The sequence below is a fragment of the Streptomyces corallincola genome, from assembly GCF_019104725.1.
In the GTDB taxonomy this organism is placed as follows: Bacteria; Actinomycetota; Actinomycetes; order Streptomycetales; family Streptomycetaceae; genus Streptomyces; species Streptomyces corallincola.
On sequence record NZ_JAHRXF010000043.1, the window covers coordinates 17,884 to 43,798 of the forward strand.

General features: G+C 73.4%; 22 protein-coding genes and 1 CRISPR repeat array. Of the genes, 7 read left to right on the forward strand and 15 right to left on the reverse strand.

Annotated elements, in window-relative coordinates:
* Positions 1-81 precede the first annotated feature (81 nt).
* The 8 genes from egtD to KUM39_RS22585 all read right to left on the reverse strand — a co-directional run bounded on the left by egtD (position 82) and on the right by KUM39_RS22585 (position 11,209).
* On the reverse strand, positions 82-1,044 hold the full coding sequence (gene egtD / locus KUM39_RS22550; protein WP_217787580.1) for an L-histidine N(alpha)-methyltransferase: 963 nt from the start codon (positions 1,042-1,044) through the stop codon (positions 82-84).
* On the reverse strand, positions 1,041-1,814 hold the full coding sequence (egtC, locus tag KUM39_RS22555) for an ergothioneine biosynthesis protein EgtC (RefSeq protein WP_217787581.1): 774 nt from the start codon (positions 1,812-1,814) through the stop codon (positions 1,041-1,043). The genes egtD and egtC overlap by 4 nt, the downstream gene beginning before the upstream one ends.
* A complete protein-coding gene (gene egtB, locus KUM39_RS22560; RefSeq protein ID WP_217787582.1) occupies positions 1,814-3,193 on the reverse strand; it encodes an ergothioneine biosynthesis protein EgtB in 1,380 nt (459 codons plus the stop codon). The genes egtC and egtB overlap by 1 nt, the downstream gene beginning before the upstream one ends.
* Positions 3,190-4,623, reverse strand: a complete 1,434-nt coding sequence (gene egtA, locus KUM39_RS22565) for an ergothioneine biosynthesis glutamate--cysteine ligase EgtA (RefSeq protein ID WP_217787583.1) — start codon at positions 4,621-4,623, stop codon at positions 3,190-3,192. Before egtA ends, egtB begins: the two co-directional genes overlap by 4 nt.
* A gap of 761 nt (positions 4,624-5,384) precedes the next feature.
* Entirely contained in the window at positions 5,385-5,828 is a 444-nt protein-coding gene (locus KUM39_RS22570; protein ID WP_217787584.1) for a type II toxin-antitoxin system PemK/MazF family toxin, read from the reverse strand.
* A gap of 302 nt (positions 5,829-6,130) precedes the next feature.
* Positions 6,131-7,627 (reverse strand): SPFH domain-containing protein, encoded by a 1,497-nt coding sequence (locus KUM39_RS22575; protein WP_217787585.1) that lies wholly within the window; start codon positions 7,625-7,627, stop codon positions 6,131-6,133.
* Positions 7,628-7,760: 133 nt separating this feature from the next.
* A complete protein-coding gene (locus KUM39_RS22580; protein ID WP_217787586.1) occupies positions 7,761-7,979 on the reverse strand; it encodes an NfeD C-terminal domain-containing protein in 219 nt (72 codons plus the stop codon).
* Between the two features lie 151 nt (positions 7,980-8,130).
* A CRISPR array of direct repeats spans positions 8,131-10,051; the repeat unit is 29 nt; unit sequence CTGCTCCCCGCACACGCGGGGGTGACCCC.
* A 111-nt stretch (positions 10,052-10,162) separates the two neighbouring features.
* Positions 10,163-11,209: an alpha/beta hydrolase gene (locus tag KUM39_RS22585; RefSeq protein ID WP_217787587.1), complete on the reverse strand. Its 1,047-nt coding sequence runs from the start codon at positions 11,207-11,209 to the stop codon at positions 10,163-10,165.
* Positions 11,210-11,401: 192 nt separating this feature from the next.
* Between KUM39_RS22585 and KUM39_RS22590 the strand changes: the two genes are divergently transcribed.
* The gene (locus tag KUM39_RS22590; RefSeq protein WP_217787588.1) at positions 11,402-12,283 is read left to right on the forward strand and encodes an LLM class F420-dependent oxidoreductase; all 882 of its coding nucleotides are present in this window, start codon (positions 11,402-11,404) and stop codon (positions 12,281-12,283) included.
* Positions 12,284-12,403: 120 nt separating this feature from the next.
* Here KUM39_RS22590 and KUM39_RS22595 read toward each other — a convergent pair whose 3' ends face one another.
* The gene (locus KUM39_RS22595) at positions 12,404-12,967 is read right to left on the reverse strand and encodes an NADPH-dependent FMN reductase (RefSeq protein WP_217787589.1); all 564 of its coding nucleotides are present in this window, start codon (positions 12,965-12,967) and stop codon (positions 12,404-12,406) included.
* 115 nt (positions 12,968-13,082) lie between these two features.
* Between KUM39_RS22595 and KUM39_RS22600 the strand changes: the two genes are divergently transcribed.
* Positions 13,083-13,754: a TetR/AcrR family transcriptional regulator gene (locus KUM39_RS22600; RefSeq protein ID WP_217787590.1), complete on the forward strand. Its 672-nt coding sequence runs from the start codon at positions 13,083-13,085 to the stop codon at positions 13,752-13,754.
* A 37-nt stretch (positions 13,755-13,791) separates the two neighbouring features.
* Here the strand turns inward: KUM39_RS22600 and KUM39_RS22605 are convergent, their stop codons facing one another.
* Entirely contained in the window at positions 13,792-14,943 is a 1,152-nt protein-coding gene (locus KUM39_RS22605) for an FAD-dependent oxidoreductase (RefSeq protein ID WP_217787591.1), read from the reverse strand.
* 82 nt (positions 14,944-15,025) lie between these two features.
* Positions 15,026-15,691 (reverse strand): TetR/AcrR family transcriptional regulator, encoded by a 666-nt coding sequence (locus KUM39_RS22610; protein ID WP_217787592.1) that lies wholly within the window; start codon positions 15,689-15,691, stop codon positions 15,026-15,028.
* Between the two features lie 156 nt (positions 15,692-15,847).
* Between KUM39_RS22610 and KUM39_RS22615 the strand changes: the two genes are divergently transcribed.
* The gene (locus tag KUM39_RS22615) at positions 15,848-16,954 is read left to right on the forward strand and encodes a LacI family DNA-binding transcriptional regulator (protein ID WP_217787593.1); all 1,107 of its coding nucleotides are present in this window, start codon (positions 15,848-15,850) and stop codon (positions 16,952-16,954) included.
* 30 nt (positions 16,955-16,984) lie between these two features.
* Here KUM39_RS22615 and trxA read toward each other — a convergent pair whose 3' ends face one another.
* Positions 16,985-17,383: a thioredoxin gene (trxA, locus tag KUM39_RS22620; protein WP_217787594.1), complete on the reverse strand. Its 399-nt coding sequence runs from the start codon at positions 17,381-17,383 to the stop codon at positions 16,985-16,987.
* Between the two features lie 163 nt (positions 17,384-17,546).
* Here trxA and KUM39_RS22625 point away from each other — a divergent pair, with 163 nt between their 5' ends.
* Positions 17,547-18,977 carry a dihydrolipoyl dehydrogenase family protein gene (locus tag KUM39_RS22625; protein WP_217787595.1) on the forward strand — a complete coding sequence of 477 codons (1,431 nt, stop codon included), beginning with the start codon at positions 17,547-17,549 and terminating at the stop codon, positions 18,975-18,977.
* Positions 18,978-19,008: 31 nt separating this feature from the next.
* Here the strand turns inward: KUM39_RS22625 and KUM39_RS22630 are convergent, their stop codons facing one another.
* Positions 19,009-19,665 (reverse strand): peptide deformylase, encoded by a 657-nt coding sequence (locus KUM39_RS22630; RefSeq protein ID WP_217787596.1) that lies wholly within the window; start codon positions 19,663-19,665, stop codon positions 19,009-19,011.
* Positions 19,666-19,924: 259 nt separating this feature from the next.
* On the opposite strand from KUM39_RS22630, the gene KUM39_RS22635 reads away from it, so the two are divergent.
* Positions 19,925-20,383 (forward strand): BlaI/MecI/CopY family transcriptional regulator, encoded by a 459-nt coding sequence (locus KUM39_RS22635; RefSeq protein ID WP_246620579.1) that lies wholly within the window; start codon positions 19,925-19,927, stop codon positions 20,381-20,383.
* 6 nt (positions 20,384-20,389) lie between these two features.
* Positions 20,390-21,343: a M56 family metallopeptidase gene (locus KUM39_RS22640; RefSeq protein ID WP_217787597.1), complete on the forward strand. Its 954-nt coding sequence runs from the start codon at positions 20,390-20,392 to the stop codon at positions 21,341-21,343.
* A 117-nt stretch (positions 21,344-21,460) separates the two neighbouring features.
* Here the strand turns inward: KUM39_RS22640 and KUM39_RS22645 are convergent, their stop codons facing one another.
* Positions 21,461-21,886 carry a hypothetical protein gene (locus tag KUM39_RS22645; RefSeq protein ID WP_217787598.1) on the reverse strand — a complete coding sequence of 142 codons (426 nt, stop codon included), beginning with the start codon at positions 21,884-21,886 and terminating at the stop codon, positions 21,461-21,463.
* Positions 21,887-22,070: 184 nt separating this feature from the next.
* Between KUM39_RS22645 and KUM39_RS22650 the strand changes: the two genes are divergently transcribed.
* Complete coding sequence (locus tag KUM39_RS22650; protein ID WP_217787599.1) at positions 22,071-24,164, forward strand: P-loop NTPase family protein; 2,094 nt, start codon at positions 22,071-22,073, stop codon at positions 24,162-24,164.
* On the opposite strand, the gene KUM39_RS28880 is transcribed toward KUM39_RS22650, so the two are convergent.
* Positions 24,152-24,406 (reverse strand): hypothetical protein, encoded by a 255-nt coding sequence (locus KUM39_RS28880; RefSeq protein WP_308288209.1) that lies wholly within the window; start codon positions 24,404-24,406, stop codon positions 24,152-24,154. The genes KUM39_RS22650 and KUM39_RS28880 overlap by 13 nt on opposite strands.
* Positions 24,407-25,915 lie beyond the last annotated feature (1,509 nt).

A 25,915-nucleotide genomic window follows, 5' to 3' on the forward strand; every position in this document is an offset into this window, starting at 1 on the left:
GTCACTCCTTACACACGGTGCCGCATCCGGGTCCGGTCCGCGAGGTGTCGGCGCACGCGCGCCGACACCCCGGCGGCCGGGTCAGCGGACGGTGCTGAGGGACAGCGCGAAGCGGCCCTCGGAGTCCGTCCACCAGTGCGTCAACTCAAGCCCCGCGGAGGCGAGTTCGCTCGCCACGCCCTCGCGGCGGAACTTCGCCGAGATCTCGGTGCGCAACTCCTCGCCCGCCGCGAACTCCACGGCGAGATCGAGCGCGGGCACCTTCACGGTCTGCGCGGTGCGCGAGCGCAGCCGCATCTCGATCCACTCCCGCTCCGCGTCCCACACGGCCACGTGGTCGAAGGCGTCCGGATCGAAGTCGGCGCCCAACTCCCGGTCCACGACGGCCAGGACGTTCTTGTCGAACGCGGCCGTCACCCCGGCCGCGTCGTCGTACGCCCGGACCAGCGTCGCCTCGTCCTTCACCAGATCCGTGCCGAGCAGCAGCCCGTCACCGGGTGCGAGCAGCGCCCGTACCGACGCCAGGAACGCGGCGCGTTCGGCGGGCAGCAGGTTGCCGACGGTGCCGCCGAGGAACGCGACCAGGCGCGGGCCCGGCGTCTCCGGCAGCGCGAGCGGCGCGGTGAAGTCGGCGATCAGCGCGTGCACGTCGAGTCCGGGCCGCTCCGCGACCAGCGCCTGCCCGGCCTGCGTCAGCGCGCTCTCGCTGACGTCCACCGGGACGTACGCCTCCAGCGCGGTGAGCGCGTCGATCAGGTGCCGGGTCTTCTCCGAGGAGCCCGAGCCGAGCTCGACCAGCGTGCGCGCCCCGCTCGCCTCCGCGATCTCGCCGGAGCGCGTGAGCAGGATCTCCCGCTCGGCACGCGTCGGGTAGTACTCGGGCAACTCCGTGATCCGCTCGAAGAGTTCGCTGCCCCGCGCGTCGTAGAACCACTTGGGCGGCAGCGACTTGGGGGTCGCGGTGAGCCCGGTGCGGACATCGGCGCGCAGCGCGGCGCCGGTGGCGTCCTCGGGCAGGGTGCGGGTGATGCGCAGGGGACTCACGGGCAGGGCTCCTTCGGGGTTGCGGACGCCGGGTCCTCCAGGGGCGCGAGGCGCACTCCGGTGCGGGTGGCGGTCAGGACCGTGCGGTCGGGGACCTCCTGCCAGCGCGGATCGTCGTCGTACGGCTCGGAGGCGACGACCGTGCCGGTGCCGGTGCGGTAGAAGAGGCTGTCCCCCCAGGCGGACGCGGTGATCGTGGCGCCGTCGGTGAGCAGCAGGTTCAGCCGGGACGCGGGCGCCGCCTCCGCGACCTGCCGTACCGTCTCCCCGAGCGCGCGGGCGGCGTCCTGCCCGGCGCGCAGCCGGTGCAGCAGCAGCGCCCACACGAACGCGGAGTCACAGCCCGCCTGGAGGGAGAGCAGATCCGCCGGGGGGAGCGTCGGCACCAGCGGCGCCATCGTGTGCGGCCAGCCGGGCACCGCGCCGTTGTGGCTGAACAGCCAGCCCCCGGCGGCGAACGGCGCCGACGCGGCCTCCGCGTCCGCCCCCGCCAGGGTCGCGTCCCGTACGGCCGCCAGCACCGCGCCCGAGCGCACCACGCGCGCCAGGTCCGCGAACGACAGGTCCGCCCAGACCGGCCCGGCCCGCCGGTAACGGGCGGGCAGCGGGTCGTCCGGCGCGTACCAGCCGACCCCGAACCCGTCCGCGTTGACCGTGCCGTACCGCTGCCGCCGGGGCGCCCAGGACTGCCGGTACAGACTGTGTTCCGGCTCCACCAGCACGCGCCCGAGCGGCAGTTCGGGCCCCACATAGGCCAGGTGACGGCACATCAGACGTTCTCCGAGCGTGCCGTGCGGAACCCGGAGAAGATCTGCCGCCGCACCGGATGGTCCCAGTTGCGGAACGTGCCCCGGCAGGCCACCGCGTCCACCGCGAACGCCCCGCCCCGCAGCACCTTGTACCGCGGCCCGTAGAAGACCTCGGAGTACTCCTTGTACGGGAACGCCCCGAAGCCGGGGTACGGCAGGAAGTCGCTCGCCGTCCACTCCCACACGTCACCGATCAACTGCCGTACGCCCAGCGGGGATTCGCCCGCCGGATAGCTGCCCGCGGGGGCGGGTCGCAGATGGCGCTGGCCCAGGTTGGCGTGCTCGGGGCCCGGATCGGCGTCGCCCCACGGGTAGCGCCGGGAGCGGCCGGTGGCCGGGTCGTGCCGGGCCGCCTTCTCCCACTCCGCCTCGGTGGGCAGCCGCCGCCCGGCCCAGCGGGCGTACGCGTCCGCCTCGTACCAGCTCACGTGCAGCACCGGCTCGTCCGCCGGTACGACCTCGGTCGCGCCGAACCGGCGGCGCAGCCACTGCCCGCCCTCGCGCCACCAGAACTGCGGGGCGAACAGGCCGTGTTGACGCACATGCGCCCACCCGTCCGGCGTCCACCAGCGCTCGGTGTCGTAGCCGCCGTCCGCGATGAACTCCTGGTAGGCGCCGTTCGTCACCGGCACCGTGTCGAGCCAGAACGGTGCCACCTCCACCGGATGCGCGGGGCGTTCGTTGTCCAGCGCCCAGGGCTCGGTGGACGTGCCCATCGTGAACGGGCCGCCGGGGACGAGGACTTCGCCCGGACCGGTGTACGGCGCGACCGGCTCGGGGTCCGGCGCGGTCAGCGCCTGCGGCCCCTCACGGAGCTGATGGGTGATCAACATGGTCTCGTCGTGCTGCTGTTCGTGCTGCGCGATCATCCCGAAGGCGAAACCGGCCTCGGTGAGCCGGGTGCCCCGGAACTCCGCGGCGCCGATCAGGTCGAGCGCCCGGCCGCGCACCTCGGCCGCGTAGGCGCGGGCCTCGGCGGGCGGCAGCAGCGGCAGCTTGGGGCGCTCGGCACGCGGGTGCTCGAAGGCGTCGTACAGCCCGTCGATCTCGGGGCGCATCGCGTCCCGTCCGCCGACCGTGCGCAGCAGCCACAGCTCCTCCTGGTTGCCGATGTGCGCCAGGTCCCAGACCAGCGGCGACATCAGCGGAGAGTGCTGTGCGGTGAGGTCCGGGTCCTCGACGCAGGACGTGAGCAGCGTGGTGCGCTCGCGGGCGGTGGTCAGTGTGGCGAGCACCCGCGCGCGCAGCGCCTCGGTGTCCGGCTCGGCGTGCGGGGTCTCGGCGTGCGGGTGCCGGGTGCCCGGCGCCACGGGCGTGGCGCCGGTCTCGGGGGCGGTCATGAGTGGATGTCCTTCCTCCCGTGGACCACGGGTGCGCCGGTGAGCGGCTCGGGCCGGACCGGGGAGAGGTCCGTGCCGTCCGTGGTGTCCGCGGTGCGTGCCCGGTCGGTTGCGTACGCGCCGTATCCGCCGCCCGCGCCGTCCCTGCGGCCCGTGTCGGAGGGCGGGTCGAGGAGGTCGTCGGCCGGGCAGCGGCCCCGCGCCGGGTAGCGGTCCCGGAACTCCGCGACCGTGCCGGTCAGCGCGGGTGTGGCGCCGAGCCGGGGCAACGCCTCCAGCGCGGCGGCGAAGCAGGCCTCGGCCGCCTCGCGCAGCTCCGGATCGGCGAGGCCGTGCCGGGCCGCGTGGCTCCACAGCGGGTTGTGCGGGGCCGGTGCCCCGCCGGAACGTTCCGCCAGTGGCTTCACGGCCCGGTGCGCGGCCTCCGCCGCCTCCGGGTCGTCGAACAGCGCGGCGGCCACCGCCAGCGGCACCATCCAGCCGTCGTCGCCGGGCTGCGCGTCGATCATGCGCAGTTCCAGGTGGCCGCGCGGCCGGACCGGCGGGAACAGCGTGGTCAGGTGGTAGTCGAGATCCGCGCGGGTGGGCGGGCGCGGACCGCCCGAGCGGGTCCACTCGCGGAAGGTCAGCCCCTCCGGCACGTCCCAGGGACCGGCGTCGGCGCGCACGCACATCACCGGCGCGTCCAGCACGTGCCGGGCCCACGCGGTGCGCGGATCGCCGTCCACCGGGGGAGCGCCCGCCCGGCCGGCCCCGATCTCCGCCCACAGCAACTGCCGGGTGGACAGCCAGCCGGTGGGTCGCCGGGCGACCAGGGGAGAGTTGGCGAACGCGGCCACCAGGACCGGTCCGAGCAGATGGGAGAGGCGCCAGCGCTCCCGGTACCCGAGGGGGCCGGGCTCCTCGTGCCCCGCGTCCACGCAGACCTGCACCGAGGCCGAGCTGCACATCATGTGCCGCCCCGCCGGACCGGTGCGGCCCAGGCAGGTCTCCATCGCGTCGTAACGGGGTTCCCGCAGATAGCGGCGGGGGGTGTGCCACGGATCGTGGCCCATGCCGACCAGGGCGAGCCCCTGTCCGGCGAGCACCGTACGGACGGCGGCCAGATCGGCCGCGACGGTGTCCACGCACTTCATGAGGGAGGCGGCGGGCGGCGAACTCAGTTCGAGCTGGCCGCCGGGCTCGATGGTCAGCGGCGAGCGCAGGGGGACGGTCCGCAGGGCCGCGTACGCGGCCTCCAGGCGGTCCGGCGTCACCGGCACCCGCGGCGTCCGCAGGTCGTGGACGAGCCATTCCACTTCGACCCCGAGGGTGCGGGGCGGTCCGGTCTTGAAACAGATCCCGTGGACCAGGGCTTCCACTTCGGCTTCGGTGACGACGGTCCGGTGGTCCGTACAGTCGCCGCCGCAGACGTGCGTCGATTGAGACATGTCGGGAAATCCTCCTGAGATTCCACCATGCCACCGGTCCGGTATCGCGGGTGCGCCGGACCGGCACTCGTTCCACCCAAGACCCTTCCCTCGAATCTCACAAGGGTGCCCATCGGGCCGCCCCGAGATCCGCGATCTCCGTTCTTCCGCGCTTCTCCGGGACGCCGGACGCCCCGGGGAAACTCCGTTGCACCGCGCGACCAGCATCGCCCAGGATGCGGGCACGGGCACGACGGGGAAACCGGCCGGGACCGCGCGCACGGCGCCCACGGGGGTGGCGCCGTGAGCGCCCGGCCGGTTTCCCCGTCGTGGGATCGCCACCGGGACGGAACGGATCGCGGCGGCCGGAAGCCACCGCCCGCCGGGCGGCGACCCGGACAGCGGGCCGGACGTCCGGATCACCCAGGCCGTCGCGGCGGCACGCGCCGGGGCGCGGGTGTACGGCCCTGCGGCCATTCGGGTGACGACGGCCGGACGGAGCGGTCCCGCACCGGCCGCGCCCGCCACCGTCTTCGAGGTCACCGGCGAGAGCGGCCGGGAAGCCCCCACCGCCTCGCGGACCGCCGGGTCGCCGTCCTGAACTTCGCCCTCCGCCGGGAGCCCCGGCGGCGGCGTCCCAACGGCGCGTAGGCGGCTCAGGAAGAGGCCCTGTGCCGCGCCTCCGCGCTGTACGGCCGCCTTGCCGGACGAGCTCTACCGCGCGGGCTTCCTCACCGCCGCCCCCCGACGCGGGTGGCGTACGGGGTACGGCCCGGTGCCGGTCAGGTCCAGCCGTAGCGCTCGTACAGGCGTCGGCGGACGAGGTCGAAGCGGCCCCGGTCGAGGGCGCAGGCCTCGCGGCGCATGCCGTCCTCGTGGAGGCGCAGTACGCGGTCGATGTTCAGCCAGGAGTCCCGGCCGCTGGCGTCCCAGGGCCCGCTGCCCAGGGCGACCCACTCGCGGTCGTCGTCGTGCCGCTTGCTGGAGAGCTGCACGGCGAGCAGCGTCCCGGCCGCCTCGCGGGCGACCACCAGTACCGGGCGGTCCTTGCCCCGGCCGTCGTTCTCCTCGTACGGCACCCAGGTCCAGACGATCTCGCCGGGGTCGGGGTCACCGTCGTGCGCGGGGGCGTACTCGGTGCGCACCGTGCCGACCTCACGGGGGTCGGCCTCGGTGGTGGCGTGCGGGCCGGAGCGGCCGGGTGTCTCGTCGCTGAATGTGCTCACGCACGCACCTTATGACCTGGAGCAACGGGGTTGCGGGGCGGGGTTGTTGAGGGGCGACGGGGCGGGCGGCTCCGAGGTGGGCGGTGGGTGGCGGGGCGTGCCCCGAGGCGGACGGTGGGCGGCGGGCAGTGGGCGTGCCCCGAAGCGGGCGCGGGCGTGCCCTGAGACGGGCTGCGAGCCGCGAGATGTGGGCAGCGGGCGGCCGGAGCGCCCCGTGTGGGGCAACTCCGTCCGTCTTTCCGCTGTTTGCCGAGTTGTTTTCCGAGTTGTTCGCGTGCCGGGCGTGTGCCGGGACGGCCGGGTCAGCCCTCGGACTCCACCGGAACCCGCTGGGCGGGCGGTTGCGGAACTCCGTTGACAGTGCCGGTAGTTGCTGCCCTGCCCCCTTCCTTGTGGCTCCCCGGGTCGGCGGCGGAGAGGAGTTGACGGGCGAGGCCGAGTCCGGCGCCGCCCATCGTGAGCGCCTTGGCGAACAGTTCGGACATGCCGTCGGCGCCGTTGAGCAGCACCATGTTGTCCACGTTGCCGAACGCGGAGGCGCCCGCCTTGACGATCTCCGGCCAGTTCTCGGCGAGTTGCTGGGCGACGACGGCCTCCTGGTTCTCGGCCAGTGCCGCCGCCCGCGCCTTGATGGCCTCCGCCTCGGCGAGACCCTGGGCACGTGTCGCCGCCGCCTCCGCGAGTCCGCGTGCCTCCGCGGACGCGGCCTCCGCCTCACCCGTGGCACGGGTGGCGGCGGCCGTCGCCTCACCGCGGGACTTGGTGGCCTCCGCCTCGGCGCCCGCGGCGGCCTTCACGCGGGTCGCCTCGGCGGCTGCCGCGAGTTCGGTCTCACGGGCCTTGGCCTGCGCCGCCGAGATCCGCGCGTCGCGCTCGGCCTCGGCCAGGGTGCGCTTCTCGTACGCCTGGGCGTCGGCCGGTTTGCGCACGTCCGCCTGGAGCTGCTGCTCGCGGCGGTGGGCCTCCAGTTCCGCGACCCGTGTCTCCTGGACGACGACCTCCTGCCGGGCGGCGGCGTCCGCGAGGGGCCCGGCCTGGTGGGCCTTGGCCGCCGCCTTGTCCCGCTCGGCCTGGTAACCGGCCTGGAGGATCTCGCTGTCGCGGGTGGCCTCGGCCATCCGCGCGAACGACTGCTGCTCCGCCTCGGTGGCCAGCCGGTTGGCCTCCGCCTGCGCGATACGCGCGTCCCGCTGGACCGCTGCCGCGTGCGGCATGGCCAGGTTCTTGATGTACCCCGTCGGGTCCTCGATCTCGTGGATCTGCAGGGAGTCCACGATCAGGCCGAGCTTCTCCATCTCCGTACCGCAGGCGGCCCGGGTCTGACCGGTCAGCTTCTCCCGGTCGCGGATCATGTCCTCGACCGTCAATCCGCCCACGATGGAACGGAGATGACCGGCGAAGACGTTGTGCACCCGCTCGGACATCAGCCTCTGCTGGTCCAGGAAGCGGCGGCCCGCGTTGGCGATCGACACGAAGTCGTCGCCGACCTTGAAGATGACCACGCCGCGCACCCTCAGCGGAATGCCCTGGTGGGTGACGCAGTCCACGTGCAGTTCGGTCTCGTTGAGGTCCAGTGACAGCTTGCGCACCGCCTGGACACCGGGCAGCACGAGCGTGCCGCGACCGGTGACGATGCGGAAACCCATGCCCTCCTCCAAGCCCTCGGTACGGTGCTTGGAGCCGGAGATGATGAGTGCCTCGTTGGGCTCGGCGACCCGCCACATCATCTTGAACAGACCGATCAGAGCAAGAACGGCGACGACCGCCGCCCCCGCCACGACGCCGATGACCATCGGCATTCGCCCCCTTTGCATGGTGCCCGTTCGGCACCGAACGAAGGGAGTGTGCGCCTGTTCCCCCTCGCCGAGAAGGGGTTGGCGGTTCCTTGTAGCAATCTTGACGCACAAGCCCCTCACCTGGGGCGGAGCACGCTCAACTGTCGTACACGGCCGTGACGTAGACCGTCCTCGGCGCCAGATACTCCACCACCATCACCACCGTCCCCCGCTCGATCCGCACCCCGCTCTCCGCCGCATACGCCAGAAAGTGCTCCGCCCCACCCCGAACCCGAACCATCACCTCCCCCACCAACCCCGGCCCCACCACCCCGGAAACCCGCCCCATCAGCCCAACCATCCCGGCATCGCCCATGCGGGTAGGGTACGGCCGCGGGGCGCGCTGCGAGCGGGACACGACGTTCTCACGGGCCGCGCACGGTAGGTCCCTCATGCACCTTATGCCCGACTCTCCGCAAGTGGCCCCCAGGGCGGCTCAGCCCAAGGAAACCCCCAGCTCAACGAGACTGCTCCCCGCACACGCGGGGGTGACCCCGGGGAGCTGGACGCGGCGGTGATCGGCCGCCTCTGCTCCCCGCACACGCGGGGGTGACCCCGCCTCTCGGACATCGGTGCCAGGATCACCACGCTGCTCCCCGCACACGCGGGGGTGACCCCAAGGGCTCGGTCTCGAAGGCGGTCAAGTCGCTCTGCTCCCCGCACACGCGGGGGTGACCCCCGGGGGCGCTCGGCCGTGGGAACCAGCGTCGCCTGCTCCCCGCACACGCGGGGGTGACCCCAGCCTCGCCCACGTCTCGGGGCCAGCGGCGCCCTGCTCCCCGCACACGCGGGGGTGACCCCCATTCGGCGCCTCCGCAGGTCTACGTCAGAACCTGCTCCCCGCACACGCGGGGGTGACCCTGATGCTGGCCGATGTGGGGTGCGAGACAATGACTGCTCCCCGCACACGCGGGGGTGACCCCGAATTCGCGGGCGGCTTCGGCTTGGTCGGTGTCTGCTCCCCGCACACGCGGGGGTGACCCCCCTGTCTGGAGCTTTCCGCCCACGGTGACGAGCTGCTCCCCGCACACGCGGGGGTGACCCCCTACGCCGCATTGGCGGCGTGACCGCTCACCTCTGCTCCCCGCACACGCGGGGGTGACCCCCGTGCGGAGCGGTCCCCGTTGGAGCCGTACCCGCTGCTCCCCGCACACGCGGGGGTGACCCCGACCGCTTCTTCGGTCAGGGGCCGTTCGGGCACTGCTCCCCGCACACGCGGGGGTGACCCCCCCAGCGCGGCGAGACCGGTGGCGACCGGCACCTGCTCCCCGCACACGCGGGGGTGACCCTTCGTGCCTTTGAGCACGGCATGAACATCCAGGCTGCTCCCCGCACACGCGGGGGTGACCCCGACCCGGCCTGTCACGGGAGTTGACGTGAGATCTGCTCCCCGCACACGCGGGGGTGACCCCCGGGAGCGGGGGTCCGGCCGAACCGGCGGCACCTGCTCCCCGCACACGCGGGGGTGACCCGAAGGAAGAGGCTGGCGCACCTCCGGGTCCTGCCTGCTCCCCGCACACGCGGGGGTGACCCCCGGCGCTGGCCGCCGGGAAGCAGGTCGCCGCGCTGCTCCCCGCACACGCGGGGGTGACCCCATGCCCTCGGGCATGCCCAACGTGGCGCGGGTCTGCTCCCCGCACACGCGGGGGTGACCCCGCGGTCGGCCAGATCCTGAAAACGCGCCTCGCCTGCTCCCCGCACACGCGGGGGTGACCCCCGGTTCGTCAGGGCCCGGTTCGATGGTGTCCTCTGCTCCCCGCACACGCGGGGGTGACCCCCGCGTCAGCGAGTTCTTCCGCAAGATCTCGATCTGCTCCCCGCACACGCGGGGGTGACCCCAAGCTCGCCACCAGCTTCGGCCGGGACATGGCCTGCTCCCCGCACACGCGGGGGTGACCCCTCGTCAGGAGCGCGCGGGCCGTGCCTCTTTCCCTGCTCCCCGCACACGCGGGGGTGACCCCAACAAGTACGTCACCCAGCTCGGGCAGCAACTCTGCTCCCCGCACACGCGGGGGTGACCCCAGCGCGTCGCTGGCCAAGGGCGTCTGATGCGGCTGCTCCCCGCACATGCGGGGGTGACCCCGTCATCGTGGGCACGACCGGGTACGGCGACGGCTGCTCCCCGCACACGCGGGGGTGACCCCAGCAGGGTCACGTTGGCGGTGCCGTGTTCGGCCTGCTCCCCGCACACGCGGGGGTGACCCCAGCATGAAGGCGCCGATCACCCGCCACGTCCACTGCTCCCCGCACACGCGGGGGTGACCCCATCATCGCTTTCAACATGGCCGACTCCATCGCCTGCTCCCCGCATACGCGGGGGTGACCCCGACACCCAGCGCGCCGGCCTCGACGGGATGATCTGCTCTTCGTACACGCGTAGGTGACCCCAACGGCTCCCCTGCGTTCTATTACGACGACTGCTCCTCACGCGCGCAGGAGTACCCCCGATCTCACCGTCGGCTGCCCCGCATCCAGGCTGCTCCCCCCAGCGGGCGTCGTTCAGGAAGCACCCCTTGGTCGCCCTGAGTCCTCGGACGGAGCCTGTTCCAGGAGGTGGTGGAGCCAGGCCTGGCGGGTGGTGTGGGCCTGGTGGGTTAGGTGGGCGGTGGGGGAGAGGGTTTCGAAGCCGTGGTAGGCGCCGGGCCAGATGTGGAGTTCGGTGGGGGTGGCGGAGTGGTAGAGGCGGGTGGCGTAGGTGAGGATCTCGTCGCGGAAGGTCTCGGCGGAGCCGGCGTCCAGGTAGGTCGGGGGGAGGGCGGTGAGGTCGGTGGCGCGGGCCGGGGCGGCGTAGGGGGAGACGCCGGGGGTGCCGCGGAGGGGGCCGAGGAGGGCGGTCCAGCCGGTTTCGTTGGCGGTGCGGTCCCAGACGCCTAGGCCCGCCATCTGGTGGGCGGACACCGTGTCGTTGCGGTCGTCCAGCATCGGGCTCATCAGCAACTGGCCGATCACCGAAGGGCCTTGACGGTCACGGAGCAGGAGGGACAGGGCCGCGCACAGGCCGCCACCCGCGCTGGCCCCCACCAGGACGATCCGGTCCGGGTCGCCGCCGATCTCCGCCGCGTGGGCCGCCGTCCACAGCAGACCGGCGTACGCGTCCTCCACCGGCGCCGGATGCGGATGTTCCGGTGCGAGCCGGTACTCCACCGAGACGACCACCGCACCCAGTTCCCGCGCCCAGCTCAGCGGCGCGTCCACCCCGGCCCGGTTGTTGCCGAGGACCATCCCGCCGCCGTGCACGTGGTAGAGCACCGGGAGCGCGGTGGACCGGTGCTCCAGGCCTGTCGGGCGGCAGATCAGGAGGGAGACGGGTGGCGCGCCCTCGGGACCGGGCACCGTACGGTCTTCCGCCGTGAAGGCGCCGTCCACCGTCACGTCGAACAGGTTCAGGAGTTCCATACCGGGGCCGCGGCGCGCGACCTGGATGTCCTCCGGGGTCATGCCCGGCGGCATCGCGTCCTTCAGCGGTGCCAGCGCCTCGGCCAGCTCGGGGTCGAAGGGGGGCGGCGGCGGAACGGCACCGGGCGGGGACGACGGCTGCTCGCTCATCTGTGCTCCTCCTCCGGCCGCCGCGCCCTCGGGCGGCCCACGGCCCGGTCGGGTTGTCGTACGGTCACCGCACCCGCGTACCCCGAGAACGCCGGACCGCTCGGCCCGCTCCGCATGTCCCTTGACTTGGAGCGCGCTCCAGGATCTAGCGTCGGTTCCGTCGATGACGGTCCGGACGGGACGGAGACGGGCATGCGGGTGGGCGTACACATCAACCGGTTCGGCGACCCGGGAGGCGGTCCCGAGCTGGGACCGGAACTCGCGGCGGCCGGACGTGCGGCCGAGGCGGCCGGGGTGAGTTGGCTGTCGGTGATGGACCACTACTTCCAGATGGAGTTCAACGGCGGCGCCGAGGATCCGATGCTGGAGGCGTACACGACCCTCGGCTACCTCGCCGCCCACACCTCCACGGTGCGGCTCGGCGTCCTGGTCACCGGCGTGACGTACCGCCACCCCGGCCTCCTCGCCAAGATCGCCACCACGCTCGACGTACTCTCCGGCGGCCGGGCCACCCTCGGTATCGGCGCCGCCTGGTACGACCGCGAGCACCTGGGCCTCGGTGTCCCCTTCCCGCCGCTGAAGGAGCGTTTCGAGCGGCTGGAGGAGACCCTGCGCATCTGCCTGCAGATGTGGGACCAGAACACAGACGGCCCCTTCGAGGGCGAGCACTACCGGCTGGCCGAGACCATCTGCCACCCGGCTCCGCTCAGCAGCCCGCACCCCGAGATCATGATCGGCGGCAGCGGTGAGAAGAAGACACTGCGGCTGGTCGCGCAGTACGCAGACGCCTGCAACCTCATCGTCGCCTCGCCGGAGGAGCTGAGCCACAAGCTCGACGTGCTGCGCGGTCACTGCGAGACAGTCGGCCGGGACCCCGAGACCATCCGCCGCACCATCATCTACACCGGCGAGCACGTCAACAGCGGCGACCTCGACGGATTCCTGCGCGACATGGACGGTTACACCAAGTTCGGCATCGACACCGTCATTCTCAGCCCGCGCGTGGACGAGACCTCGGAGTGGATCGAGCGCTTCGCCGCCCCGGCGGTCGAGCGGCTGGCCGCGCTGGACTGACTCCGGAGGAGCGGGCGGTACGTACGCGAAGAGGGGCCGGAGTCGTACTCCGGCCCCTCTTTCGGGGTGTGCGGCGGGTGCCGTCGCGGCGACGGCACCGGTGCGCCACGCGTCGCGGGATCAGACCGCGGAGACCTGGCCCACGACACCGTGCAGACGGCCGACGACATCGGTCAGCTGCTCGACGACCTCGGCGTCGTCCGACGGGTGGGTCTCGGCGAAGCGGGTCAGGGAACCGGGGATCGAGAGCTTGATCTCCTCGACGACCTTGCCACCGGCCAGGCCGACCGACTTACGGGCCTCGTCCTGCGCCCACACGCCGCCGTACTGGCCGAACGCGGTGCCGACGACGGCGACGGGCTTACCGGCGAAGGTGCTGGCGCCGTAGGGGCGGGACAGCCAGTCGATGGCGTTCTTCAGGACGCCGGGGATCGAGCCGTTGTACTCGGGGGAGAACAGCAGGAACGCGTCGGCGGCGTTGGCGGCGGCCCGGAGCTTGGCGGCCGGGGCCGGTACGTTCCCCTCGACGTCGATGTCCTCGTTGTAGAACGGGATGTCGGCCAGGCCCTCGAAGATCTCGATCTCGGCACCCTCGGGGGCGAGCTTCACGGCCGCCTCGGCGAGCTGGCGGTTGGTCGAACCGGCGCGGAGGCTGCCGACGAGGGCGACGATGCGAACAGTCATGGTGATCTCCAAGAGAAGCGGAAACGAGGCAGGGAACATCGCTGGAAACGATCCGGACCGGGGTCCGTTTAAGTTTCTACCAGGCTAAGCGGACCACGGTCCAGTTTTCTTCCCGATGCTTTACGCTGAGTTCATGCCGAGCGCCCTCCCGCCCTTCCCGCAGCCCCCGGAGTCCTTCGAGCCGCCCGAGTTGCTGACGGTCGAAACCGCTCCGGACGAGCCGAACCTCCGTGCCGACGCCGCCCGCAACCGCGCGCGACTGCTGGAGGCCGCCACCAGGCTGATCGCCGAGCACGGGGTCGCCGGTGTGACGATGGAGGCGGTCGCCGCCGCGGCCAAGGTCGGCAAGGGCACGGTGTTCCGCCGCTTCGGAGACCGCACCGGACTGCTCACGGCACTGCTCGACCACGGGTCCCGGCAGCTCCAGGCCGACTTCATGGGCGGACCGCCCCCACTCGGCCCCGGCGCCCCGCCCCTGGACCGGCTCCGCGCCTTCGGCGTGGCCGTCCTCTACCGCTCCGCCGAGCAGCTCGACCTGCAACTCGCCGCCCAGCCCGACGCGTCCCGCCGCTTCGCCCACCCCTCGGTCCGGGCGCTGCGCACCCACCTCACGATGCTGCTCCGCCAGACGACTCCGGACGCCGACACCGACCTCCTCGCCCACACCCTCCTCGGCTACCTCGACCCCGCCCTCATCCACCACCTCACCCGGCAGTGCGGCATGCCGATGGAACGGCTGGAACAGGGGTGGCTGGACCTCGTGGAGCGGATGACCGGGCGCCTCTGAGCTGGTGGCGGCGGCCGGTCGGGGCAGGAAACCCCGCTCAGTCCTCGTGTCCCGTGAACATGTCCAGCAGCCCCTGCGGAGCGTCCGCACGGAACATCAGCTCCCCGTTGCGCGCCGACTCACCGGCCGACGTCCCGCTGCGCGGGAACAGCTTCTCCTCGTAGGCCGCGAGAGCCGTCTCCGTGTCTCCGGGGTGCGCCACGACCGCGAGGGCCAGCTCGGCGCCGTCCAGCAGCGCCAGATTCGCGCCCTCGCCCGCGAACGGCGACATCAGATGCGCCGCGTCCCCCAGCAGCGTCACACCGGGGACCCGGTCCCAGCGGTGCCCGACCGGCAGTGCGTGGATACGGCGCGGAATCAGCGTGCCGTCGGCGTCCGCGATCAGGGTCCGCAGCCGGTCGTCCCAGCCCCCGAACTCCTTCAGCACAGCCGACCTGGCCGCCTCGGAGTCGCTGAAGTCGATCCCGTCCAGCCAGTCCTCCGGCGCCACGACGGCGGCGTAGACGTGCAGGGAACCGTCGGGCTCGCGGTGGGCGAGGAAACCGCGGCCGGGACCGAGGGCGAACAGCATGCCCCCGCCGACCACGGACGCGGGCACCGGGTGCCGCGTGTCCGCGTCCGGGAAGTCCGCCTCCACGAACGACACGCCGGTGTACGCGGGCCGCGCGTCGGAGAGCAGCGCCCTGACCCGCGACCAGGCGCCGTCCGCACCCACCAGCAGATCGGTGGTGAACGCGCCGCCGTCCGCGAGCGTGACCTTGTGCCGCCCGTCGCCCAACGCGCGGAAACCTGTCGCCCGGGCACCCCAGCGGACCGTGCCGTCGGGCAGTGAGCCGAGCAGCAGACCACGCAGTACGCCCCGGTCGATCTCCGGGCGCTCCCCGCTGCCGTCGTCCGGCTCGTCCAGCCGGACCACGCCGTCCCGGCCCATGACACGGACGGCCTGTCCGCCCGTGTGTACCCGGTTCAGGAACTCCGCGTGCAGCCCGGCCGCACGCAGAGCCACCTGACCGGAGTCCTCGTGGATGTCGAGCATGCCACCCTGGACACGGGCCCTCGGCGAGGCGTCGAGGTCGAAGACGGCCGTCTCGATGCCGTGCACCTGGAGGACGCGGGCCAGCGTCAGCCCGCCGAGTCCGGCACCGATCACGGCGACGGGGTGGTGGGGGAGCGAGGCGTCGGTGGTCATGGGGGCCTCCTGGTCGGATCGGTGAAGGGAGAGGGGGAGGAGGAGGGGGGAGATGGGGAAGGGTGCAGGGTGCGTCCCGTCGTCAACTCGGCACGGCCGTCCGCTCTATCCCGGTGATCAGTGCCTGGAAGGCCCAGGACAGCCGCTCCTCGGGCTGCCCGGACAGCAGGGTCTCGCCGACCGCCGCGATGTGCGGGTGGGTTCCGGCGGCCGATGTCTCGCGCAGGGCGCGGATCACCGCGTGCCACTCCTCCGGCCGCTCGTCCCCGGCGTGCTCGGCGGCGGTGGCCGTGGCGTGCTGGAGCAGTACGTCCACACCCCAGGCCGCCCGGTCGCGTGCGACCTCGCCCTCGTCGAGCAGGGCGAGGAGCGTCTCGATCAGGTTCAGGTAGTGCGGGCCGCGCGGTCTCACGGTCAGTGCGGAACGGGCCAGGTCCGGGTGGTCGAACAGCATCCGCGTATAGGCGAACAGCTGCTGCTCCAGCCGCTCCCGCCAGTCCCCTTCGGTGGACACCGGGCCGAGTGTGCCGAGGAGTTCGTCCAGGACGGCCGCGTGCAACTCGTCCGTGTTGCGCACGTAGACGTACAACGAGGCGGGGCCCGTGTCCAGCTCCTGGGCCAGGCGGCGCATGGTCACCTTGCCCAGCCCCTCGGTGTGCAGGACCGTCAGCGCGGTGGCGACGATCCCCTCAAGGCTGAGGGCGGGCTTCGCGGGACGCTCACGGCGTGAGCGCGGGGCTGCGTTCATGCTCCCCACTGTAACGAACATGTTCGCTACGAACAAGGTCGTCACGAACATGTTCGTAAAGTTCATGCTCGGAAAGTCCACGTTCGTGAGGAACGCGTTCGTAGCGAACTGAACGACCGTCACCCGCCCGCAACAGCCGATCGCCGCTCTGCCAGGATGCGGACCGTGATGGTGGAGATCCCGAACCCGTCCCCGTCCCAACTCCCGTCCGCCGGGCCCCGCCCGCCCGGAGGACCACCGCCCGCGCCCCCCGCCGCCACCCCGCCCCCGACCCCCGCCGCTCCTACCAGCGCCGACGTGGCCCGCCTCGCCGGTGTCTCGCGCGCGACCGTCTCGTACGTCCTCAACGACGCCACCTCGGTCCGCATCAGCGACAGCACCCGCCGCCGGGTCCGGGAGGCCGCGCGGGAACTCGGCTACGTTCCGCACGCGGGCGCCCGCAGCCTGCGCGCCGGACACAGCCGTCTCGTGCTGATGCCCGCCCCGCCGGTCCCGATGGGCCCGCTGTACCACCGCTTCCTCGGTGAATTGCAGACCGCACTCGGACGGCTCGAATACACCGTCGTGCAGCACGCCGCGACCGGAGCCGGAGTGGACGAAGCGGCGCGCGCCTGGGCGGAGTTACGCCCGGTCGCCGTCCTCGTGCCCGGCACCGGACTGAGCCCGCGCGGGGTCGCCGTGCTGCGCCGGGCCGGTGCCCGCGCGGTGCTGACCCTCGGCCCGGACCGCGTCGAGGGCGCGCACGCGCTGCTCACCGACCACGACGCCGTGGGCCGCAGCGCCGGTACCCATCTGTACGCGCGCGGCAGGCGCCGTATCGGTGTGGTCGTGCCCGGCGAACCGGGGCTCGACGTGTTCTCCCTGCCCCGCCTCGCCGGTGTACGCCAGGCGCTGGACGGCACCGACGCCTCCGTGACCGTCCTGCCGCTCGCCCCCACCGAGGACGCCGCCGCCGAACTCGCCGCCCGCTGGACCGAGTCTGGCCTCGACGCGGTGTTCGCCTACAACGACGAGTACGCCATGCTGCTGATGCGTGCCCTCCAGGACGCCGGTCTGCGCGTGCCCGAGGACGTCGCCGTCGTCGGCGCCGACGATCTGATGCTGGGGCGGCTGCTGCGGCCCCGGCTCAGCACGGTCCGCATCGAGCTGCCCTCCGGCCGCGAACTCGCCGGGCTGGTGGACCGCCTGGTACGGGAGCCCGGCGGGGAACCGGAGGTACGGGACGTGCTGGGAGCGACGCTCGTCGCACGCGAGTCCAGCTGACGCCCCTCGGCCCACGTCCCGTACGCTCCCCTACTCGCCCGCCGCCTGCTCCCCGCTGCTCTGGGCGGCCTGCTGGTCGGCGATGCTCTTGCGCACCTCGTCCATGTCCAGCTTGCGGGCCTGCTCGATGACGTCCGTGAGGGCCGCCTCGGGCAGCGCGCCGGGCTGCGCGAAGACCGCGACCTGATCGCGGACGATCATCAGGGTCGGGATGGACTGGATGTTGAACGCCTGGGCCAGCTCCGGCTGGGCCTCGGTGTCCACCTTGGCGAAGACCAGATCGGGGTTGGCCTCGGCCGCCTTGTCGTAGACGGGCGCGAACTGACGGCACGGTCCGCACCAGGCCGCCCAGAAGTCGATCAGGACGAACTCGTTCCCCGTCACCGTCTCGTCGAAGTTGTCCTTGGTCAGCTCCACGGTGCTGCTCATGGCGTGGTTCCCTCTTCCCTGATGTGGGGGTCTGTGCCGACGGCACAAACACGGCGGTGCCGTCGGCTATTCCGTTGTTCCGTTCCGGGCGGCCGACCGTACGGCCGTGTTCGGCGCGCGTACCCGTGTGGCCCGCGCGCCAACCACCCACCAGACTGGGCCCATGACGGAAACGGAATCCATCGCGTACGACGTCGTGGTGCTCGGGGCCGGGCCCGTGGGGGAGAACGTGGCCGACCGCACGCGGGCGGCCGGTCTCTCCACCGCGATCGTGGAGAGCGAACTGGTCGGAGGCGAGTGCTCCTACTGGGCCTGCATGCCCAGCAAGGCGCTGCTCAGGCCGGTCATCGCCCAGGCCGACGCCCGCATGCTGCCCGGTCTGGCCGAGGCCAACCAGGAACCGCTGCGCACCCCAGCGGTCCTCGCCCGCCGCGACGAGTTCACCTCGCACTGGAAGGACGACGGCCAGGTCGCCTGGCTCGACGGCGTCGGCGTGACGCTGTACCGGGGTCAGGGGCGCCTCGCCGGGCCCCGCACGGTCACGGTCACCGCCGCCGACGGCACCCTGACCACCCTCACCGCACGGCACGCGGTCGTCGTCAGTACCGGCACCCGTGCCGTACTGCCCGACCTGCCCGGACTCGCCGACGTGCGGCCCTGGACCAGCCGCGAGGCCACCGCCGCCAAGGCGGCGCCGGGCCGGTTGATCGTGGTCGGCGGCGGGGTCGTCGCCGCCGAGATGGCCACCGCCTGGCAGGCGCTCGGCTCCCGCGTCACCCTCCTCGTACGCGGCAAGGGCCTGCTCAGCCGCATGGAACCGTTCGCCGGGGAACTGGTCGCGGAGTCCCTGACGAAGGCGGGGGTGGACGTCCGCACCGGTACGTCCGTCACCTCCGTGACCCGCGAGAACGGCACCGTCGTCGCCGTCACCGACGGGGGCGACCGCATCGAGGCCGACGAGATCCTCTTCGCCACCGGCCGCGCCCCGCGCACCGAGGACCTCGGCCTCGACACGGTCGGCCTGGAGCCCGGCTCCTGGCTGGACGTGGACGACAGCCTCCTCGTCGCGGGCACCGACTGGCTCTACGGCGCCGGAGACGTCAACCACCGAGCCCTGCTCACCCACCAGGGCAAGTACCAGGCCCGGATCGCCGGTGCCGCCATCGCCGCGCGCGCGGCCGGGGGACCGCTGTCGGCCGAACCCTGGGGCCCGCACGCGGCGACCGCCGACCAGGAGGCCGTCCCCCAGGTCGTGTTCACCGAACCCGAGGCGGCGTCCGTCGGCCTCTCCCTGGCGGAGGCCGAACAGGCCGGGCACCGGGTGCGCGCCGTGGACGTCGAGTTCTCCTCCGTCGCCGCCGCGAGCCTCTACGGCGACGGCTACAAGGGCCGCGCCCGCATGGTCGTCGATCTGGAGGAGGAGATCCTGCGCGGCGTCACCTTCGTCGGACCCGGCGTCGGCGAACTCATCCACTCCGCGACCGTCGCCGTGGTCGGCCGCGTCCCGATCGGCCGTCTCTGGCACGCCGTTCCGTCGTACCCCACGCTCAGCGAGGTGTGGCTGCGGCTGCTGGAGACGTACCGCGACAACTGACGCCGCGGGTAAGGCGGGTCTAGCCCTCGGACTAGCCCTCGGACGGCGGGAGTTCGAAGCCGAGCGCCTCGGCTGCCGCCGTCGGGGCGGGGTGTGCCCAGAACGCGGCGACCGCCTCGTTGGTGGACAACGAGCGCGGGTCCGCGCGGTCCAGATACAGGGTGCCGTCCAGGTGATCCGTCTCGTGCTGCACGATCCGGGCGGGCCACCCGGTGAACACCTCGTCCAGCGGGCGCCCGTGCTCGTCCTCCCCGCGCAGCCGGACCTCGGCGTGGCGTGCCACCACCGCCTGCCACCCCGGCACACTCAGACATCCCTCGAAGAACGCGGCACGCTGCGAACCCGCCGCCTCGTACGAGGGGTTGACCAGCACCCGGAACGGCTGCGGCACCCGGCCCCGCACCCGCGCGATCTCCTCCGGCACCGGCGCCGGGTCCTCGATCACGGCGATCCGCAACGGCACCCCGACCTGCGGAGCGGCCAGCCCCACACCCGGCGCCGCGTGCATCGTCGCGCGCAACGCGTCCACGAAACGGGCCAGCAGGGCGGGGGAGAGCTGACCGTCGTAACGCGCGGTGGTCCGCCGCAGCACGGGGAGCCCGGCCGCGACGATCGGCAACGGACCGCCGGTGGCGAGGAGTTGCTCGACGTGTTCGACCAGGGGCACGGGGTGCTGGGGAGATGCCATCCGGCCAGGATGCCATGCGGGTACGGGCGGCGGGGGCCGCGCCCGGTGCGCCGCCCGGCCGGGGGCTCGGCTTCGGTTACGGAACCCGGCTTCGACAGGGTTCTCGGCCGTGACAGGGCGCTCGCCTTCGTCCGGGGTGTACGGCGTCGGCCAGGCGCTCGGCTTCGGGCCGATGGGCGGGGTGAAGTAGCGTGGTCCGGCACCACCCCGGCGAATCCGGGCGGACCGGTGCGCAGACGACGAGGGAGAGCCGCGGCAGATGGTGCGGGACGACGGCCGCGTCCGGCGGCGCGGGCAGGGCGAGTTGGAGGGCCAGGTGCTGGGCGCCCTGCGCGAGGCGGACGGCGCGGTCAGCGCGGCCTGGGTGCAGGAACGCCTCGGCGGCGACCTGGCGTACACCACCGTCGTCACCATCCTCACCCGGCTGCTCGCCAAGGACGTCGTCGCCCGTGAACGCCGTGGCCGCTCGTTCCTGTGGACGCCGACCGCCGACGTGGCACGCCTCGCCGCCCTGCGCATGCGCCGCCTGCTCGACGGCGAGCAGGACCGGGAAGCGGTGCTGGCCAGCTTCGTGACGGCGCTGCCACCGGGCGACGAGCAGGTACTGCGGGCGCTGCTGGAGGGCGCCGCGCCGGAGGGGGACACCGCCGGGCAGCGCGCCGGGGAACTCCCGGCCGACCGCCGTACCGGCGGTGGCGACGGCGGTCCGGGGGCCTGACCGTCCGTGGGATTCTTCGTCTTCCTGCCGCTCGTACTGCCGCTCACCGCCTGGCCGGTGGCCCGGCTCGCGGAGTCCCATCTGCACCCCCGCACCGCGACCCGCCTGCTCACGGCGGTCGCCGTCGTCATGGCCGTGTGCAGCACGCTGTGCCTCGGCCTGCTGATGGTGGTCGGCACCGCCCAGCTCCCCGGCAACCCGCTCCCGGACGCCTGGTCCGACCCCGAGGTGCGGAGCGCGGTCCCGCACGACGGCGTCGCCGGACGCCTCGCCATCCCGGCCCTCGCCGCCGTGACGACCGCCTGCGCGCTGTCGCTCCGCCGCCACCGCAGGGTCGTCCGCGCGGCACGCCGGGCGCTGTACGGGCTGCGCGGGTCGTCGGTGGCCGTGCTGCCGGACGACACGGCGTACGCGTACGCCGTCCCCGGCGGCGGGCGGCGCACCGGTGAGCGGCGGCCGGGCCGGATCGCCGTGACGACCGCGCTGCTGTCCGGTCTCACCTCCGCCGAGCGCCGCGCCCTCTTCGCGCACGAGCGCGCCCATCTGGCCGCGCGCCACCACCGCCACCTGCTGGCCGTCCGGCTGGCGGCGCGCGCGAACCCGTTCCTGCGACCGCTGCGTACGGCCGTGCTCTACACGGCGGAACGCTGGGCGGACGAGGAGGCGGCGGGCGCGGTGGGGGACCGCCGTACGGTGGCCCGCGCGATCGGCAAGGCCGCCCTGCTCTCCGGTGGTGCCCCGGCCACCACGCTCCCGGCGCTCACCACGTCCGGGCCCGTCCCGCGCCGGGTCGCCGCGCTGCTCTCCCCGGCCCCGGCCCAGCGCGACTGGCCGTCCGCCTTCACCTCGGCGGGCCTGGCGGCCTGGGGCGCCGCGGCGGGCGCGGTCGCGTCGGCGATGTCCTCGGCCAACTCGGCGGTGAGTCTCTTCCTGGTGCTGTGGACGGCCACGCCCTTGTGAGGTGGGCGCCAGCCGGTAGCCGGGGCGGTCTGCTCCCGCATCTTCCCCACCAGTCCGCCCCGGCACCCGCGCCGCCCCGGCGTGGTCCCGGTCCGGCCGTGGCGCCCGGCGTGCTGGTCAGGCGGCGCCCGACGGGGACGGTGGACCTCCGATGTTGAAGGTGAGACCCGTGAAGTCCCTGCCCTGGACCACATTGCCCTGCGTACCGCCCGTGACACGGTTCTCCACCACGTCGATCGACGTGCTCCGGGTCTGCTCCCACCACTCGTCCAACCGCGCCCGGAACTCCGCGTCCAGCGCGGCCCGCACCCCCAGGGCGGTCGCCAGGGCCTGTGCGTGGGCCTGGTTCGCGGGGTCGCGCTGGAGCGCGGTCAGCTCCGGCTCCCCGGACGGCAGCCCGTCGGGAAGCTGCGCGTCCTCCTGCCCCGTCCGCCGGAAAGGCCGCCGGACCAGTGCCGTGAGTCCCTGCCAGGCGCTGCGCCCCGCTTCCCCGCCGAGGCTGCCGGCGAGCGCGGCCAGAGCCGCTCCGGTGATCGGGTCCACGACACCACTCCCTGAGGTCGGAGGTCCAACGGCACCAGCGTAGGGCGGAGGCCGACGGCGTCGTCGTGCTTCACACCAAGCGGTCGCGCACGGCCGCCGCTTACCGGCCACGGGCCGCGTCGAGTGGCCGGAAGCACTGGTCTGTCGCCCCGTCATCTCCATTGCCAGGCAATAGTGTTGCCGCATGGGTGAGGAGACGCGCAACAGCCTGGACGGACGGGCCGAAGTGGTGGTCCAAGCCGGACGCATCGGGGAAATGCACCAGCACATACACGGTCCGGCACCCGCCGCCCGCCCGGCGCCCTATCAACTTCCGCCGGAATGCTTCGTGTTCGAGAACCGTACGGCCGAACAGGACCGGATCGCGCGGGCCGTGGACGCGCACCCGGCGGGCGGCGGCCCGCTCGTGGTCTCCGTGACCGGTATCGGCGGCATCGGCAAGACGACGCTGGGCTTCCATGTGGCGCGGAACCTGAGCGACCGCTACCCAGGCGGTGTGCTGTGCGTCGATCTGGACGACTTCCGGCGGGACGGCGTCGTGGAGAGCGGCGACGTCCTCGCGGAACTCCTGGACGGCCTGAAGATCGAGCCGGACTGGGTGCAGCACTCGCCCGCGGGCCGCAAGAAGCAGTTCTGGACGCTGACCCGCGAGAAGAAACTGCTGGTCGTCGTGGACAACGCCCGGTTCGGACACGAGGTCGGGGATCTGCTCCCGGCCGGTGCGGGCAGTCTGCTGATCGTCACGAGTCACGGCCCGCTGCACGACCTGCCCGGCGCGTCCTTCGTGGAAGTGCCCCTCGCCCGGCTCTCCTCGGCGGACGCGGCCCGGCTGCTCGGCCGGATCGTGGACGACCCGAGATTCAGCGCCGAGCCCGACGCCCTGGCCGAACTCGCCGACGGATGCGAAGGGTTGCCCGCCGCACTCCAGGTCGCCGGGCACTGGGTGCGCCGCTACCGCAGACGCGGCCTGTCCCGGCTGGTGGCCGAACTCACCGCGGAACTGCACGAGAAGGGCATCCCGATGGTCGAAGCGGTGTGGGACGCCGCCTACACCGGCCTGGACGAGCGGGCCCGCCGACTGTACCGGCTGCTCCCGCAGCACCCCGCCCCCGACCTCACCCCCGACGTGGCCGCCGCGCTGCTCGCCGCGGACCCCGAGACGGGCGCGGACACGTTGGAGGAACTGGAGTCCGCCGGACTCCTGGAGGGCCGGGAGGACGCCTACCGCCTGCACGGCCTGCTGCGCGGCCACGCCGAGCGACGCGCCCGCGAGGCGGACCCGGCCGGTACGGAGGCCGCCGACGCACGCCGACGGCTGATCGGCTGGTACCGCCGTCAGGCCGCCCGCGCCGACCTGACGGTCGCCGGGACCCGCATGACCTTCGCCGCCCTGCCCGCGCCGTACGGCCCCGAGGCGGTGGACGTCGCGTTCCCCGACAACGCGGCGGCGCGGACCTGGCTGCACACCGAACGCCACGCCCTCCACGGCTGCGTCCGCCTCGCCTTCGCGGCCGAACTGTACGAGGACGCCTGGGCGTTGTGCGAGCCACTGTGGACGTACTTCCTCGACCACCGCCACTACGCGGAGATCACCGACGCCTTTCGCACCGGAGTCGCCGCCGCCGACCGCTGCGAACACCTCCCGGCGATGATCCGGATGCGCTGCCAGCTCGCCCGCCCCCTGTGGGAGCAGGGTCAGTACGACGAAGCCGCCGACCTCATGCGGCACGCCGTCAACTCGACCGCCTCACTGGGCGATTCGACCGCCGAGCGCAAACTCGGGGCGTCCACCGTCGAGTTCCGGGGTCTGGTGAAGTCGGCACGCGGCGACTGGGACGGCGCCGCCGCCGACTTCGCGGCGTCCCGCGCGGTGCACGCCGAGATCGGCAACATCTACGGCGTCCTGCTCCAGACGTACCTCCTCGGGCGCAACGCGATGAACCGGGGCGACGGAGAGACGGCCGTCCAACTGCTGGGCGAGGCACACACGATGGCCCAGGAGCAGCGGCGGGAGCGGATGACCGAGCGCGCCGGATTCGAGTACGCCCGGGCCCTGCGGCACGTCGGCCGCCGAGCGGAGGCCGAAATCCAGGCGCTCGCCGCCCTGGAGGCCGCCCGCGCACGCGGGGCCACCTACGAGGAGACCCGCGTCCTCGGCGAACTCGCCGCCCTCGCCGACGAGCGCGACGACACCGCCGGGGCCGCCGAATACCGTTCGCTGGCACGGGAGTTGTCCGAGAACGCGGGCGGCCTGCCGCAGGACGGTCACAACTCGTAGCCGAGGTCGTCCTCGGTCGCCGCCATCATCCGCACCCGGACCGCCAGCGGGCCGACCTCGCAGACGAGTGACGCGGGCGTCGGCGGTGGGCCGGTGGCGGCGCCCAGCCAGGCGTGCACCGCCGAGACGACGGCCGCCGGGTCGGCGCGCAGGACCCGGCTGCCGGTCCGCACCGGCTCGACGCGGACGCTCAGCACGCCGTGCGCGCGGTGCCGGACCAGGACACGGGCGGGGGTCAGCACCGCCGCCGCCGTCCGGCACCGGGGGTGCTCGGACAGGGCCCGCCCGGTCCAGCCCCCCGGCGGTCCAGGTGCCGCCCGGCGCGACCGGTGGGCCGGACGGAGCCCGGCGCCACAGCACGGCCGCGTTGCCCACGTGGTGCGGCGCCGCGCGCTCGCACTCGGCGGCCAGATGGTGCACGTACGCCGCGCTGCGCACCGGCAGCCGGGTCACCCGCACCCGCTCGTCCGACACTTCGGCCCGCACCGCGAACACGTCGGGGCGGCGCGGCACGCTGCCCGGCCGGGGGAGCGGACGCGGCTCCACCGGAACGTCGTACGGGGTGAGACCGAGCAGGCCGTAGAGCCGGTGCCGCAGGCGGGCCAGGGAGCTGCCGTGTCCGTCGAACGCGTGCCGTGCGAGCGCGGCCGTGTCGGTCAACTTGGCTTCCTTGAGGCACCGTTCGAGGTCGTCCGGTGAGGTCATGCGGGGCACGTGGGCGAGCAGGTGTGCCATCGGGCTGCCGGGGACCAGTTCGCGGCCCGCGCGGTGCACCCCGACGACGGGTCGGCCCAACGCCGCCGCGTAGAGCGCCGTCGAGCCGTGGTCCGTCAGCACCGCGTCCGCCGCGATCAGCACCGACGCCCACTCCTCGTACGCCTCGGCGACCACGAGACCGGCGGCGAGGGCGGGTTCGAGTTGCCGGGTGAGGTCGAAGTGACCGGTCGTGCTGTGCGCGTTCGGGTGCAGGATCAGGGCGAGCTGGTAGGTGTCGTGGGGGAGGGTGTCGGTCAACTCCCGCAACAGGTGAGGGTGTTGTACGAGCAGGGACTCGGGGCCCCAGGTCGAGGTGAGGGCGACGAGTTCGCGGTCGCCGGTGCCGAGCGCCTCCCGGTAGTGCTCCCTGCGGTTCGCGGAGGTGAGGACGCGGTCCAGGGTGGGGTCCCCGATCACCTCCGCCCGGGCGGCTGCCTCGGGGCAGGAGCGGTGCAGCCGGTCCAACTGCTCGCCGTGCGCGAGTGCGTACAGATCCGCCCACGGCTTGCCGTCCGCCAGCAGGTAGTGCGGGTCCAGGCCCGACGGCAGGCCCGGCGAACCCTCCTCGAGGATCGCCTTGTTGAACCCCGCTCCGTGCGGCAGTAGCGCCCGCGGCCCGGACAGGACGCGGAGCGGGCCCTTCGGGCTCGCCGTCAGGATCAGGTCGTGCACCTCACGGCAGGCGGCGTCCCAGGGGAGCGTGCGGGCCCCTGACCGGTCCAGCGCGGCCAGCGCGTCCACGTCGAATGCCGAGCCGGGTACGAGGGTGAAGCGCACGCGGACGCGTTCGTCGCCGTCGAAGACGGGGAGGGCGTCCAGCAGCCGGTGCAGAGCCCCTGCCGACCGTACGGCCACGAGCACGGACCGCTGCCCGTTGATCGAATCATCAAGTATATGAAGTGGGTGCGTCCCGGCGGGAGTTGGTGTGTCCGAGAGATCCGCGTCGGGATCGGTCTCGTCTCTCGACATGAGGGAGATCGTACCGGCGGGTACTC